14 protein-coding genes and 1 tRNA gene are annotated in these 15,201 nt (G+C 54.1%); 8 read left to right on the forward strand and 7 right to left on the reverse strand.

What is annotated here, in order from left to right; all coding sequences use genetic code 11:
- Positions 1–273: 273 nt before the first annotated feature.
- From H7U06_RS00005 to apaG, 3 genes are all read right to left on the reverse strand, one after another.
- Positions 274–1,050, reverse strand: coding sequence for an enoyl-CoA hydratase (locus tag H7U06_RS00005; protein WP_175624200.1), 777 nt, complete (start codon positions 1,048–1,050; stop codon positions 274–276).
- 52 nt (positions 1,051–1,102) lie between these two features.
- The gene (locus tag H7U06_RS00010; RefSeq protein WP_175624201.1) at positions 1,103–2,284 is read right to left on the reverse strand and encodes a murein transglycosylase A; all 1,182 of its coding nucleotides are present in this window, start codon (positions 2,282–2,284) and stop codon (positions 1,103–1,105) included.
- 157 nt (positions 2,285–2,441) lie between these two features.
- Positions 2,442–2,816: a Co2+/Mg2+ efflux protein ApaG gene (gene apaG, locus H7U06_RS00015; RefSeq protein WP_175624202.1), complete on the reverse strand. Its 375-nt coding sequence runs from the start codon at positions 2,814–2,816 to the stop codon at positions 2,442–2,444.
- A gap of 170 nt (positions 2,817–2,986) precedes the next feature.
- Between apaG and rpe the strand changes: the two genes are divergently transcribed.
- The 6 genes from rpe to trpC all read left to right on the forward strand — a co-directional run bounded on the left by rpe (position 2,987) and on the right by trpC (position 8,498).
- Positions 2,987–3,652, forward strand: a complete 666-nt coding sequence (gene rpe, locus H7U06_RS00020) for a ribulose-phosphate 3-epimerase (protein WP_175624203.1) — start codon at positions 2,987–2,989, stop codon at positions 3,650–3,652.
- Between the two features lie 71 nt (positions 3,653–3,723).
- On the forward strand, positions 3,724–4,350 hold the full coding sequence (gene gph, locus H7U06_RS00025; protein WP_254873135.1) for a phosphoglycolate phosphatase: 627 nt from the start codon (positions 3,724–3,726) through the stop codon (positions 4,348–4,350).
- 183 nt (positions 4,351–4,533) lie between these two features.
- Positions 4,534–6,030, forward strand: coding sequence for an anthranilate synthase component I (trpE, locus tag H7U06_RS00030; RefSeq protein ID WP_175624204.1), 1,497 nt, complete (start codon positions 4,534–4,536; stop codon positions 6,028–6,030).
- The gene (locus tag H7U06_RS00035) at positions 6,031–6,594 is read left to right on the forward strand and encodes an aminodeoxychorismate/anthranilate synthase component II (protein WP_076592547.1); all 564 of its coding nucleotides are present in this window, start codon (positions 6,031–6,033) and stop codon (positions 6,592–6,594) included.
- A gap of 43 nt (positions 6,595–6,637) precedes the next feature.
- Positions 6,638–7,672: an anthranilate phosphoribosyltransferase gene (gene trpD / locus H7U06_RS00040; RefSeq protein WP_175624205.1), complete on the forward strand. Its 1,035-nt coding sequence runs from the start codon at positions 6,638–6,640 to the stop codon at positions 7,670–7,672.
- 25 nt (positions 7,673–7,697) lie between these two features.
- Positions 7,698–8,498, forward strand: coding sequence for an indole-3-glycerol phosphate synthase TrpC (gene trpC / locus H7U06_RS00045; protein WP_175624206.1), 801 nt, complete (start codon positions 7,698–7,700; stop codon positions 8,496–8,498).
- Between the two features lie 53 nt (positions 8,499–8,551).
- On the opposite strand, the gene H7U06_RS00050 is transcribed toward trpC, so the two are convergent.
- From H7U06_RS00050 to H7U06_RS00060, 3 genes are all read right to left on the reverse strand, one after another.
- On the reverse strand, positions 8,552–10,351 hold the full coding sequence (locus tag H7U06_RS00050; protein ID WP_175624207.1) for a M61 family metallopeptidase: 1,800 nt from the start codon (positions 10,349–10,351) through the stop codon (positions 8,552–8,554).
- Positions 10,352–10,493: 142 nt separating this feature from the next.
- Positions 10,494–11,216, reverse strand: coding sequence for a DsbC family protein (locus H7U06_RS00055; protein ID WP_175624208.1), 723 nt, complete (start codon positions 11,214–11,216; stop codon positions 10,494–10,496).
- A gap of 43 nt (positions 11,217–11,259) precedes the next feature.
- Complete coding sequence (locus H7U06_RS00060) at positions 11,260–12,450, reverse strand: FAD-dependent monooxygenase (RefSeq protein WP_175624209.1); 1,191 nt, start codon at positions 12,448–12,450, stop codon at positions 11,260–11,262.
- A 128-nt stretch (positions 12,451–12,578) separates the two neighbouring features.
- On the opposite strand from H7U06_RS00060, the gene H7U06_RS00065 reads away from it, so the two are divergent.
- A tRNA-Phe gene (locus tag H7U06_RS00065) sits at positions 12,579–12,654 on the forward strand.
- Between the two features lie 152 nt (positions 12,655–12,806).
- On the opposite strand, the gene H7U06_RS00070 is transcribed toward H7U06_RS00065, so the two are convergent.
- Positions 12,807–13,853, reverse strand: coding sequence for a GlxA family transcriptional regulator (locus H7U06_RS00070; RefSeq protein WP_175624210.1), 1,047 nt, complete (start codon positions 13,851–13,853; stop codon positions 12,807–12,809).
- 223 nt (positions 13,854–14,076) lie between these two features.
- On the opposite strand from H7U06_RS00070, the gene H7U06_RS00075 reads away from it, so the two are divergent.
- On the forward strand, positions 14,077–15,183 hold the full coding sequence (locus H7U06_RS00075; RefSeq protein WP_175624211.1) for an S-(hydroxymethyl)glutathione dehydrogenase/class III alcohol dehydrogenase: 1,107 nt from the start codon (positions 14,077–14,079) through the stop codon (positions 15,181–15,183).
- Positions 15,184–15,201: the final 18 nt, after the last annotated feature.

Below are 15,201 nucleotides of genomic sequence, written 5' to 3' on the forward strand. Positions count from 1 at the left end.
TTTTCGTCAACATCTTTTTGATTTTATTTTTAAAAGATTTTTTAACTAACTCTTCTAAAAACTACTTCAAAAAGACTCGCTTCTAAACCACCGAAACGACCTTCGAAAACCACCACTTCTACTCCCCATCACAACCACATTTCAGCTCGCTTACTGCGCGTTTCGCTGCGTGTTCTGCGACGGGAGCCGAACTATAGCAAAGCTTCTTTGGGGTTGGCAAGCGCTTTCCTGAAATAATTTTGAAATACTTCAAATTAGTTTTTTCAGGTGCTATTAACTGTTCTTGAAATGAGGTGCGCGCTTCTCTATAAACGCTTGCATACCTTCCTTCTGATCCGCAGTAGCAAAGGTGCTGTGGAATAAACGGCGCTCGAACTGCACACCTTCTGCCAGCGTCGTCTCGTATGCACGGTTAATAGACTCTTTGACCATCATCACCATAGGCAGAGACATATTGGCAATGACTGTAGCCGCCGCCAATGCTTCTTCATGCAACTTATCAGCAGCCACTACGCGCGAAACCAAACCCGCACGCTCTGCTTCCGCCGCATCCATCATGCGCGCCGTCAGGCACAGGTCCATCGCTTTCGCTTTCGATACTGCGCGCGGCAAACGCTGCGTACCGCCAGCACCAGGAATAATGCCGAGCTTGATTTCAGGCTGACCGAACTTGGCCGTGTCTGCGGCGATGATGAAATCGCACATCATTGCCAGTTCGCAACCACCGCCCAATGCATAACCGGCAACTGCGGCGATGACCGGTTTGCGCACACTGCGGATTTGCTCCCAGTTACGCGTGATGTAGTCGCCTTTATATACATCCATATATGTATAACTCGCCATCGCGCCGATATCGGCACCTGCGGCAAAGGCTTTTTCGCTGCCAGTAATGATGATGCAACCGATATCGTCATCACCATCGAAGGATTGCAAGGCCAGGCCCAGCTCATCCATTAGTTTGTCATTGAGCGCATTCAGCGCAGCAGGGCGATTCAAGGTGATCAGGCCTACCTTGCCGTGGATTTCGACCAGAATATTTTCGTATTGCATGGAATCGCTCCTTATATAAGTACGCTCAACTGCACTAAATACTATTCAGACATCACTTTGGTAATAGCACCCACATCGTACCGCGCTGCTTCATGCGACCTGCCTGCTCCCCCGCCTGCGCGCCGAAACCCCAGAAGAAGTCGGCACGCACTGCATTCTTGATCGCGCCGCCGGTATCCTGCGCCATCATCAGGCGTTGCAGTACGGCATTGCTGTTGGGCTGAGTGGTCGAGAGGAAGACCGGCGCGCCCATAGGTATATATTGGGGATCGATGGCAATCGAGCGCTGCGGCGTCAACGGCACACCCATCGCGCCTTTCGGCCCGACAGTCGGATCAGCGATCTTTTCTTCCTTGAAGAAAACATAGCTAGGATTCGCATTCAGCAATTCCTGTTGGCGGGTCGGATTGGCAATAACCCACGCTTTAATGCTTTGCGCCGAAGCCTGATCCAGCGTCATCTCACCTTTATCCACCAGGTAACGGCCTATGGATTTATACGGCTGACCATTCTGATCGGCATAGGCGACACGCACGGTTTCCTTGCCATCCGCCAGTTGCACGCGGCCGGAACCCTGGACTTGCAGGAAGAAAGCCTCAATAGGATCGTCCACCCACAGGATTTCCTTACCTGCCAGCGAATTCGATTGCGCCATTTCAGCACGCGACGGATAAGCCACTACCTTGTTACCAACCAGACGGCCCCGCAGACGCATACCTTTGAGCTCCGGATAGACGCTGGCCAGCTCAATAGTCAGGATATCGTCCGGCGTACGGTGCAAAGGTGTCTGGTATGGGCCGCCGCGTTTGCGTGAACCGCGCAGCAGCGGCTCATAGTAGCCGGTGACCAGGCCATTATCCGAACCGTCCGGATTACGTACTTCGTAGGGCGCGAAGTAAGTTTCAAAGTATTGGCGGATGGCTTCGCTATTTTTAGTGTCAACATTCGCAGCTGCAGTACACGCGTTCTTCCAGTTCACCCGACGTATCAGCACCGAGCACGATGCTGCATAAGCAGGCCATGCTTCGCGCAGATTATCCTGACGCCATCCCGGCAATGCCGCATAAGTAGTCGGGCGCAGAGTTGGCCCGATCTCGGTTTTCGGCAAATCGCCCGGAGTAACTGTCGGTTTAGGCGGCACCACGACCGGCTTTTCCGGCGGCGGCGGCAAGGTGGAACAGGAAACCAGGCCGAGCAAGAGGGATGCGAGTAAACTAAGACGGATAAATGACATAGGGGTGATAAGCAATGTGGCTACTATTGGTTGAAGCGGGAATCGCGCTGTTTTTACTGTTCTTTATAGTGTGGTGGACCATGTTCTCCGGCAGAAAGCCAACACAGCCACCAGCACAAAAGTCTTTACCGCCGACCGAAGACGAGAAAAAACAGGATTAATGCAGAGTACGCGGCAGGGACAACACAAACTCGGGGATCTTGGCCTCGAACTTTTCACCATCCTCGGCTACACAGAAGTAATCTCCAGCCATGGTGCCTTGCGGCGTCGCCATCGAGGTACCACTGGTGTACTCATACTGCTCACCCGGCTGCAACAAAGGCTGATTGCCGACCACACCCAGGCCACGCACTTCCTGTACATGGTTGTTTGCATCAGTAATCACCCAATGGCGCGAAATCAATTGCGCCGCGACCTGTCCTGTATTCCTGATCGTCACTGAATACGCAAATACATAATTGGAACGAGCGGGATCGGACTGCTCCTCCAGGTACTGCGTATTAATAGTCACGGTAAATTCATAAGATGCCATTTGATTCCTTTTGCGCTGCAAGTTCCCTTGCTTCTTGTATATGTCGTTGTTGCACCGCCATGCCCATATATATAGAGCAACAAGCCATTGCACACGAAATTCCCGGCGCATGCAAGGCAGGCGGGCGGAGTCACGGGTAAAATAGCGGCTTCTTTAGCAAAGTCACGACCATGCCTAACTACCGCATCGCCCCCAGTATTCTATCCGCCGATTTCGCCCGCCTTGGCGAAGAAGTACGCAATGTCGTCACTGCCGGCGCCGATATCATCCATTTCGACGTGATGGATAACCATTATGTGCCTAATCTGACCATTGGTCCGCTGGTCTGCGAAGCGATACGCCCGCATGTGCAAGTACCTATCGACGTGCACCTGATGGTCAAACCGGTTGATCGCATTATTCCCGACTTTGCCAAGGCAGGTGCTAATATCATCACCTTCCATCCGGAAGCGTCCGAGCATATCGACCGCACCCTGCAATTGATTCGTGATAACGGCTGTAAAGCTGGCCTGGTGTTCAATCCGGCAACGCCGTTGAATCACCTCGAACACGTCATGGATAAGCTGGACATCATCCTGATGATGTCGGTCAACCCAGGCTTCGGCGGCCAATCCTTCATTCCACATACGCTGAAGAAGATCGCAGCCGTACGCAAAATGATCGATGAATCCGGCCGCGACATCATGCTGGAAGTCGATGGCGGCATCAAAATCGACAACATCGCAGCTGCGGCCGAAGCAGGCGCAGATACCTTTGTCGCTGGCTCCGCTATTTTCGGCAAGCCGGATTACAAAGCCGTGATCGATGCGATGCGCAGCGAACTGGCGAAAGTCTGAGCTTGAACGCAGTGACTGAAAACCAACTGTTGCACGGCATACGTGGTGTCATTATCGATCTCGACGGCACCATGCTGCATACCGCGCAAGATCTGCACATTGCCGTCAATCGCATGCGGGCCGGACTCGGCCTGGCACCGCTGGACCTCGACACCGCCATCAGCTTTGTCGGCAAGGGCGCAGAAAACCTGGTGCGCAAGACCATAGGCGTCGATTTCTCGGAAAGCGAAGTCGAACTGCGCTTCAAGGAAGCAATGGCCTTGTTCGAGCAACATTACTTTGACGTCAATGGCGAATTTGCCACTGCGTATCCCGGCGTGCACGAAGGTTTGCAGGAAATGAAGCGCAAAGGTTTGCGCCTGGCCTGCGTCACCAACAAACCCATCGCTTTCACGCTACCACTGCTGAAGAAGACCGGCCTGCATGATTACTTTGAAATCATTTACGGCGGTGATTCCTTTGCGAAAAAGAAGCCCGACCCCATGCAATTGCTGCAAGTCTGCGCTGATTTTGACCTCGCACCGGAGCAAATAGTCGCCATCGGTGATTCGATCAACGACTCGCAAGCCGCACGGGCCGCGGGTTGCAGGGTACTCGCGGTACCGTATGGCTACAACCACGGGCAGGCTATACAAGACGTCGATTCGGATGGTATAGTTTCTTCGCTGCTGGAAGCAGCTCATCTAATTTCATCATAAACATCATGTTTCTCAACAAAAAACGACTCGCATCACCAGGCGCCCATGAGGCCTGGCTATGGCGACGCTGGCAAAACTGGTCTTAAACACCAATTGCCGCTGATCGTCTGCGCCCATTGCGCGATCAGCAACGTTTTTTGAACTACCACGCCGCTCGACTACAATAGCGGTCCGGAGAGAAACATGACTGAACTCGAATTCAAATCGTTGGCCGCGCAAGGCTACAACCGTATTCCACTGATCGCCGAAGCTTTCGCTGATCTGGAAACACCGCTCACGCTCTACCTGAAACTGGCGCAAACCCAGAATGGCGGGAAGAATTCCTTCCTGCTGGAATCTGTTGTCGGCGGCGAGCGTTTCGGTCGCTATTCCTTTATCGGCCTGCCTGCCAACACACTGATGCGCAGCTTCGGTACGCGCATAGAGGTTGTTAAAAATGGCGCTGTCATTGAAACCAAGGAAGGTAATCCGCTCGATTTCATCGCGGAATTCCAGGCACGCTACAAGGTAGCCATCCTGCCCGGCATGCCACGCTTCTGCGGCGGCCTGGCTGGTTACTTCGGTTACGACACGGTACGCCACGTCGAGAAACGCCTCGCGCATACGACACCGAAAGACGATCTGGGTCTGCCGGAAATCCAGTTGCTGCTGACGGAAGAGCTGGCTGTCATCGACAACCTGTCCGGCAAGCTGTACCTGATTGTATATGCCGACCCGACCCAGCCAGAAGCATTCAGCAAAGGTCGTCAACGCCTGAAAGACTTGCGCGCCATGTTGCATCGCGCGGTCGAATTGCCGATCACTACTGCGTCGGTACGCACTGAAACCGTACGCGAGTTCGACAAGGAATCGTATCTGGCCGCGGTTGCCAAAGCCAAGGAATACGTGATGGCAGGCGACCTGATGCAAGTGCAGATCGGCCAGCGCATCAAGAAACAATACGTCGATTCGCCGCTCACGCTGTACCGTGCGCTGCGTTCGCTGAATCCTTCGCCGTATATGTATTTCTACAATTTCGGCGATATGCAAATCGTCGGTTCGTCACCGGAAATCCTGGTGCGCAACGAAACCATTTCCGAAGAGAAGAAAAAAGTCACCATCCGTCCGCTGGCAGGTACCCGCCCACGTGGCGCGACGCCAGAGAAAGATGAAGCGCTGGCAAAAGAATTACTGGCTGATCCGAAAGAGATCGCCGAACACGTAATGCTGATCGACCTGGCACGTAATGACATAGGCCGCATCGCCGAAACCGGCAGTGTGCAAGTCACCGACAAGCTGGTCATCGAAAAATACTCGCACGTACAGCACATCGTTTCCAACGTCGAAGGCACATTGAAGTCCGGCCTGTCGAATCTGGACGTGCTGAAAGCAACCTTCCCGGCAGGTACCCTGTCCGGCGCGCCGAAAGTCCGCGCGATGGAAATCATCGACGAACTGGAACCAACCAAACGCGGCATCTATGGCGGCGCTTGCGGCTATCTGTCCTTCGGTGGCGAAATGGATCTGGCGATTGCGATCCGCACTGGCGTCATCAAGGATGGCATGCTGTATGTACAAGCGGCAGCAGGGATCGTCGCCGATTCGGTGCCCGAGATGGAATGGCAGGAAACCGAGAACAAGGCGCGCGCAGTGCTGAGAGCTGCGGAACAGGTACAAGACGGTTTGGACGGGGAGATTTAAATGTTACTGATGATCGATAACTACGACTCGTTCACCTACAACCTGGTGCAATACTTCGGCGAATTGGGCGAAGACGTGCACACCGTGCGTAACGACGAGATCACACTGGAACAAATCGCAGCGCTGAATCCTGAGCGCATCTGCATTTCACCTGGCCCTTGCACACCGCATGAAGCTGGCGTGTCCGTGCCTATCCTGCAGCAATTCGCAGGCAAGCTGCCTATCCTCGGCGTCTGCCTGGGGCATCAGGCTATCGGCGCGGCATTCGGCGGCAAAGTCGTGCGCGCGCAGCAAGTCATGCATGGCAAGACTTCGCAAATCACACATACCGGCGTCGGCGTCTTCAAGGATTTGCCATCGCCATACACTGTGATTCGCTATCACTCGCTGGCGATCGAACGCGCATCGCTGCCGGACTGCCTGGAAGTTACCGCATGGACTGACGACGGTGAAATCATGGGCGTGCGTCACAAGGAATTCGATATTCAGGGCGTGCAATTCCATCCGGAATCCATACTGTCCGAACACGGACATGCGCTGCTGAAAAACTTCCTCGTGCGCTGAGATGAATAGTGCCGCAAGTCATTTGAATACAGAAAGCACCGTCATGCCGATAACCGAACAAGAAGCTTTAATGCGCTGTATCGATCATCGTGAAATCTTCCACGATGAGATGCTGCATTTGTTCCGCAAGATCATGAGCGGTGAAATGTCGCCGGTCATGATCGCCGCATTGACAATGGGACTGCGCGTCAAGAAAGAAAGCATAGGCGAGATCGCAGCAGCGGCGCAGGTCATGCGTGAATTCTCGACCAAAGTACCGCTGACCGACACCACCAATCTGCTCGACATCGTCGGCACCGGTGGTGATGGCGCCAACACTTTCAATATTTCCACCGCATCGATGTTCGTTGCAGCCTCGGCTGGCGCACGCATCGCCAAGCATGGCGGCCGCAGCGTTTCCTCATCGTCAGGCAGCGCCGACGTACTGGAATCGCTGGGTGCGAATATCAACCTGAAGCCGGAACTGGTCGCCGAATCGATCGCGCAGACCGGCATAGGTTTTATGTTTGCGCCTAACCACCATGCTGCGATGAAGCACGCCGCACCGGTGCGCAAGGAACTCGGCGTACGGACCATTTTCAATATCCTCGGTCCGCTGACCAATCCTGCTGGTGCGCCTAACATCCTGATGGGTGTATTCCATCCTGATCTGGTCGGCATCCAGGTGCGTGTGTTGCAACGCCTGGGCGCGCAACATGCGATCGTGGTCTGGGGCCGCGACAATATGGATGAAGTATCGCTGGGCGCAGCCACCATGGTCGGCGAACTGGTCAACGGTGAAATCCGCGAATATGAAATCCATCCGGAAGACTTCGGCCTGCAGATGATCGCGAGCCGCAATCTGAAAGTAGCCGATTCGGTGGAATCCAAAGCCAAGATATTTGAAGCGCTGGACAATGTAGACAGTCCGGCGCGCGATATCGTAGCGCTGAATGCCGGTACCGCCCTGTATGCCGCTGGCGTCAGCAGCTCCATCGCTGATGGCCTGAGCAAGGCGCGTGCGGCGATTGCATCGGGTGCGGCACGTGCCAAGCTCGAACAATTTGTGCAGGTTACGCAAGCACTAGGCAAAGCGTAAGCTGCCATCCAAGGTAAAAGAAATCATGTCCGATATCCTGAACAAAATCCTAGCCGTCAAAGCTGACGAAGTCGCTGCTGCGAAAAAATACCGCAGCCTGGCCAGTCTGCGCGACGAAGTGGAAAGCAATAAAGAAGCACGCGCAGCGATACGCGGTTTTGAAGCCAGCCTTCGCGCCAAGATTGCAGCAGGACAGGCTGGCATCATTGCTGAAATCAAGAAAGCCTCGCCATCCAAAGGTGTGATACGTCCGGACTTCCATCCGGCCGAGATTGCTGCCAGCTATGAAAAGCACGGCGCAGCCTGCTTATCCGTATTGACCGATGTGCAGTTCTTCCAGGGTTCGTCCGAGTATCTGAAACAGGCGCGTGCCGCCTGTGCCTTGCCTGCGCTGCGCAAAGACTTCATCGTCGATCCATATCAACTGTATGAAGCGCGCTCATGGGGCGCGGATTGTATTTTGCTGATCGTGGCTGCACTGGATCATGGCTTGATGGCAGAGCTGGAAGCCTGCGCGCATGAACTGGGTATGAATGTTTTGGTGGAAGTACACAATGCAGAAGAATTAACGGCCGCGCTGAAACTGAAAACCAAGCTGCTCGGTGTCAACAACCGCAATCTGCGTACCTTTGAGACTTCCTTGCAAACAACGCTGGATTTGCTGCCGCGCATGTCGCCGGACAAGCTGGTCATTACCGAATCCGCGATCGTCACGCCTGACGATGTGAAAAAAATGCGTGACGCCGATGTCCACGCCTTCCTGGTTGGTGAAGCATTTATGCGTGCGCCGGATCCGGGTGTCGAACTGGGCCGCCTGTTTAACTAAGTAGCGTCCAAGTTCATTTCAGGTGCGCGAGCTACGCGCACCTGCCTTCCTTCTCAATCCTGTAGATTCAGCCATGCCTTGCGCAAGCGCTGGGCGCTTACCGGTTTGTCTGCACTTTTCAGATTGACCGCTGGCACATCCGACGCCGCCAGCGCAGCATTGAAGATCATCAATTCATCACGGCGGAAGGCATGTACATCTATCGCCTGACCAACGCGATAACGTCCCAGCAAACTATCCAGATTGGTCGCCGTTACGCGCAAACCATCGATGGCGACCAATACATCTCCGGCTGACAAACCAGCCTTGTGCGCTGCGCCGCCTTCATACACGCCGGCGATCTTGCAGTCATTGCCATCACGTACCGTGCGCATGCCCAGACCCGGTTTCCCATTCTTGCGCGCATCGGCGTAGTCGACACCGAACGGTGCCAGCAATTTGGCGAGCGGAATGTCTTCGGTGCCGCGTACCCAACGATCCAGTATCCGTTTCAGCTTGAGCCCGGTCACGCTGTCGAAAAGTGCATCGACTTCCTCTTCCGTTACACCGCGTCCCGCTTTGCCATCCTGATAGAAGTCACGACCGTACTGCTGCCATAAGGCCAACATCACATCATCCAGCGACTTCTTGCCCTTGGTTTGCTCACGTATGGTCAGGTCCAGCGCCAAGCCAACCAACGAGCCCTTGGTGTAATAGCTGACGATGGCATTCGGTGCATTCTCATCCTGGCGATAATATTTAACCCATGCGTCGAAGCTGGATTCCGCCACGCTTTGCTTGTGGCGTCCGCTGCCGCGCAATACGTTATTAATGGTTTTTGCCACCAGCTTCAGATAGGCCGCTTCATCTATCACGCCGCTACGCACCAGCATCAAATCATCGTAATAGCTGGTGAAGCCCTCGAACAACCAGAGCAAAGGCGTATAGCCTTCCTGCGTCAGATCGTACGGAGCGAACGCCGCTGGCTTGATGCGCTTGACGTTCCAGGTGTGGAAATATTCATGGCTGCACAAACCGAGGAAGGTGCGATAGCCGTCGGTCATTTCCTTCTGACCTTTCACCGGCAGATCGGCACGCGAACAAATCAATGCGGTTGAGGCACGGTGCTCCAGTCCGCCGTAGCCATCACCTACCACCATGGTCATGAAGACATAGCGATCCACTGGTGCTCTATGTGTCTTGGGTTCAAACAGCGAAATCTGCGCTTCACATATTTTTTGCAAGTCTGCACCCAGGCGCTGCAGATCCAGGTTCGGCACACGTCCGGTGAACACCATATCGTGCTGCACACCATGCGCCTTGAAACTCGCCAATGCAAAGGTGCCGAGCTCGACCGGGTGATCGATCAATTCATCGTAGTTCGATGCAATGTAGGAGCCAAAACCATAGCGCTTAGCTTTCAGTTGGCGCATCGCAGTCGCCACGCGCCATTTGGCATAGGCTTCGCCTTGCGGCTTTTGGATATCGACTTCATGCACGCGCTGTTCCTGACCATTCACTTGCAGGAAGACACTGGTGCCATTGAAGAAGCCGTGCGTCTGATCCAGGTGCGCGGTACGCACCGACAAATCCCATGCATAGACTTCGTAGTACACGGTCATTGGACCGGTGCAGACATCCGCCAGCCAGGTGTGCTTGTCCAGCTTGTTCAACGCAACTTCATAACCACCCGATTCAGCGCGGATGCGCACGATGTTCTTGGCGAACTCGCGGATCATGTAGCTGCCAGGTATCCACGCCGGCAAGGAAAAGCGCTGGCCCGCAGGATCAGGCTGGTTCACTGTCACGCTGACTGCGTACAAATGCGCGGCCAGATCTTTCGGGACGATGGTGTATTGGATTGCGTTTTTCATGCTGTGCCGCCGTTAAGTGTAAGTACGCTAGTTTAGCTGCATCTGCCGCAGCGCGCAGAAGAGGCGACTGCATTGCTCAGGATAACGCGCATACAAAAATGGCCACGCAAGCGTGGCCATCTGAGAGTCTGTAGCAGCGTGATTACTGTTTGATCGAAGACAATTTGACTTCCAGTGCCTTCGCATCAATCGCACCCGGGATGCGGGAGCCATCAGTGAAAATAATGGTCGGCGTACCGGTCACACCCATTCTTTGTCCCAATGCCAAAACCTTTTCATGCGGTGTCGTGCATTTATCGGAAGCAGGTGCCGGTGCTTTGCCATTCAGCATCCAGTCATCCCAGGCCTTGTTGCGATCTGCGGAACACCAGACATTGCGCGACTTGGCAATCGAGTCTGGCGACAGGATGTTGTACATAAAGGTATACACGGTAATGTCGTTGATGCCTTCCAGCGTCTGGCGGAAACGTTTGCAATAGCCGCAGTTCGGATCTTCAAACACGGCGATGACGCGCTTGCCATTGCCTTTGACCTGCTTCATCGCGAGTTCCAGCGGCAAATCGCTGAATGCGACCTTATTGATTTCTTCCAGGCGTGCCTTGGTGTAATCCTGATAGGTCTTGGTATCGACGATACGGCCTACGAATAAAAACTGCGCTTTGGCGTCGGTGTAGATAATGTCGCCGTTCACTTGCACTTCAAACAAGCCGGAATAGGGCGTTTTGCTCACAGCCACCACTTTGGCATCTTCGCCCAGACGTGGCTCGATTGCTTTACGTACTGCAGCTTCCTGTGCCGTTTCGGCAAAAGCAGAGACAAAAGCCAAGCCGAGCAATGCTGCTACGGCAGCCTTGAATAATTTCATATTGATTCCGTTTAAGATTTTTTAGCTGGAGTTACTGATACTTTTACAGGGACTTGCCCAGTGCGTGGCCTATCAGGCGCCTTTTTAAGACAGGCAACTGGTTCACCAAGTTCAAACCAAAATTACGCACCACACGTACAGGCTCCAGATCCGTGCCGAACAGGCGAGCCAGGCCATCCGTGGTTAATTGCATCAGCAGTATATCTTCCTTGCGGGCACGTGCATAACGTGACAACACGCGCGCATCGCCGCAATCTCTATGCTGTCCGCGTTCGCTGACCGCCTTGATCAAACCGGCAACATCTGCAAACCCAAGGTTCATGCCATGTCCGGCCAGCGGATGCACCACATGCGCGGCATCACCGATCAGGGCCACGCGCGGCGCGGTAATCGCATGCGGGCGCAGCAAGGACAATGGGAATGACTTCAGAGCTTCAGGTTGCAAAGGCGACAAGGTGCCCAGCTTGCTTCCTGCCAGTTTTGTCAGGCGCGCAGCAATTTGCGCTAGTGATTCTTTTAACAGAGTATCTGCCAGCCCATCCGGCGCCGACCACACCAGTGACACGCGCTGCCCCGGCAAAGGCAACAGGGCAATAATGCCTTCCGCCGCCGAGAACCATTGATAGGCAACGTCGTGATGCGGCATTTCGCAGGCAAAGTTGGAAACGATGGCACGCTGCCCATACGGACGATAATCAAAATCGATATTGCATTGTGCACGCACCCAGGACTGGCCACCATCGGCACCAACCACCAGCTCAGCACTCAGGGTATCGCCATTTACCAGCTGCACGTTTGCAGCTGTTTCATTCGTCTGCAAGGCAACGGCACGGCCACGTACCACATTCACATTGGAAGCAAACTTCAGGGCCGCATCCAGCGCCTGGTTCAGGTTACGGTCTTCGACTATCCAGGCCAGCGCACCAACACGCGCACCATAGGCATCGAAAGCCAGCTCACCGGCAGTGGCACCGTCGCCATTGACCACCATTGCATCGACCGGTGCCACACGTGACGCATCCAGCGCTTCCCAGACTTTGACTGAAGACAGCAAGGCATGCGCAATATGATTGACGGCATAAACACGCACATCCCAATCGTCCGCGGCCGCAGGGGCCTGGGCTGACGCCGGGCTTAACAAAGTAACCTTCAGTCCGGCCTGCGCAAAACCCAGCGCTGCCGCTTTACCGATAGCCCCGTCGCCGATAATACAAACGTCGCTTTGCACATGCATAAAGCTGGATATCCGTGAAAATAAGAGGGAGAAAACGATTTCAGTGCGCTCATTATAGCGGCTGCCAACAATTTAATTTGCATCTAGTGCTTGCAAATCCCAACAGCTTTGCTATACTTGCGCGCCTTGGCCTGGTAGCTCAGTCGGTAGAGCAGAGGATTGAAAATCCTTGTGTCGGTGGTTCGATTCCGCCCCGGGCCACCAAGAAAATCAAGCACTTAGCCCACCCTCTACGGTGGGCTTTTTGCTTTTTGGCATGTGCGTGCCATTTGCGCATTTTTTGATTTTTCAGTGCTTCGTGTAAAAAATCACCAGAATGGAAAAATATTTTTCCGTCCACAGCGAGTTGCGGCAGCTCATTTAAATTTGCCAACAGGGGCCGGCATTGCACCGGCGTTACCCTCATTAATCCCGGTCGTCGCAAAACGTTCGCGATACACCTTGGGCGTAATCCCGAGTCGCTTTTGAAATACGCGCCGCATGTGGTCATCATCAGTGAAACCGCTCAGCGCTGCGATTTTTTTGATCGGCAAAGCGACGTCGGCCAATAATTGCTTGGCCAATTCGAGGCGGCTCGCCTCTATGAATTCCTGCGAACTCTGCCCGACTTCCTGCTGGAATACGCGCGCAAAGTTGCGTACGCTCATCATCGCTTTTTGCGCCAGCGTCGTCGATGACAAGCGCTGATCAAGGTTTTCCAGAATCCAGTTCTGCACTTCACGAATATTCGGCCTTGCGGTTTTCTGGCTCAGCAAATGCGTACTGAATTGCGACTGGCCACCCGGACGTTTCAGATACACCACCATATCGGTCGCCACGTCGAGTGCCAGTTCACGACCAAAATCTTCTTCGACAAAAGCCAGCGCCAGATCGATCCCGGCAGTCACACCGGCCGAGGTCCACAAGTTACCGCTACGCACAAAGATCGCATTGGCATCAACTTCAATCGCCGGGAATTGCTCCTGCAACATTTGCGCCACGCTCCAGTGTGTCGTCGCGCGCTTGCCTTCCAGCACACCCGCCGAAGCCAAAAAGAAAGCACCTGAACATAGAGCCGCGAGACGATTGATTTGCGGATGAACTGCGACTACCCAGTCGACGATAGGTCCCGCATTTTCCAGTGCTCCCTGGATATTCCGTGCACCGACGATGATGGCGTCATCCGGTAGGGCCAGGCTGCTGACCGCTTTGGCCGCATGCAAGACCATCTGGGTATCTGATTGCACCGATCCAGCGCTGGTAGATACGAAGCGCACATCATAACCATTACCTTTGCGCTGCCGCTGCAGGTGCAGGTTGGCGTATTCGAATACCGACAACGGACCGATGGCTTCCAGTGCCTTGAAGCCCGGATAAATAATGATGTCGACAGTTCTGGGAGCGTGCGGTTTCAATGCATTCATGGCTTGTTGTTCGCAGTACAAATGCGCGGTGTGGATTATTGCCCGGGAGCAGAATGTGCTGCTGCACATCACGGCGGCACAGTGCATCGGCCATTAAATTCGAGTCATTATGGCAGCATTTTCGGCCATTCATGCATAGGCTTTCCCATATATCGGAGTTGATCAATGACAATCACTGACGTTCTTGTACCTGATTCTTTTACCGATAATAAAGAGGCAAAAAATGAAAACCAAAGCAGCCGTTGCGTGGAAAGCAGGCGCGCCATTAACCATTGAAGAAGTTGACCTGGCCGGACCGAAAGCCGGTGAAGTATTGGTCGAAATCAAAGCCACCGGCATATGCCATACCGATTACTACACACTGTCCGGCGCCGATCCGGAAGGTATCTTCCCCGCTATCCTCGGCCATGAAGGTGCCGGCGTCGTAGTCGATGTCGGCCCCGGCGTAACCACACTGAAGAAAGATGACCACGTCATTCCGCTGTACACACCGGAATGTCGCCAATGCAAATTCTGCCTGTCACGTAAAACCAATTTGTGCCAGGCCATTCGTTCGACGCAAGGGCGCGGCCTGATGCCGGATGCGACCAGCCGCTTTTCGCTCGATGGCAAGCCACTGTTCCATTACATGGGCACATCAACATTTTCGAATTACATTGTGGTACCAGAAATCGCACTGGCAAAGATACGCGAAGATGCACCGTTCGATAAAGCCTGCTACATCGGTTGCGGCGTCACCACCGGTGTTGGTGCGGTCGTGTTTTCGGCCAAGGTCGAGGCCGGTGCCAATGTCGTGGTATTCGGGCTCGGCGGCATCGGCCTGAATGTGATCCAGGCAGCAAAGATGGTTGGTGCCGACAAGATCATCGGCGTAGATATCAATCCGGGACGCATCGAAATGGCACGTAAATTCGGCATGACGCATTTCGTCAATCCGAAGGAAGTGGAAAACGTGATCGACCACATCGTGCAACTGACCGATGGCGGCGCAGACTATTCGTTTGAATGCATAGGCAATACCACCACCATGCGCCAGGCACTCGAATGCTGCCACAAGGGCTGGGGCCAATCTTTCATCATCGGTGTCGCTGCCGCCGGCCAGGAAATCAGCACACGTCCGTTCCAGCTGGTGACTGGTCGCGAATGGAAGGGTTCGGCATTCGGTGGTGCACGTGGTCGTACCGATGTACCGAAAATTGTCGACTGGTATATGGAAGGCAAACTGAATATCGACGACCTGATTACCCACACCTTGCCACTGGAGCGCATCAACGAAGGTTTCGACCTGATGAAAAGTGGTGAGTCCATCCGCTCTGTCGTCTTGTACTAAGTCACTGCGCGGAGGCGA

Source organism: Herminiimonas sp. Marseille-P9896 (assembly GCF_903993245.1).
Taxonomy (GTDB): Bacteria; Pseudomonadota; Gammaproteobacteria; order Burkholderiales; family Burkholderiaceae_D; genus Oxalicibacterium; species Oxalicibacterium contaminans.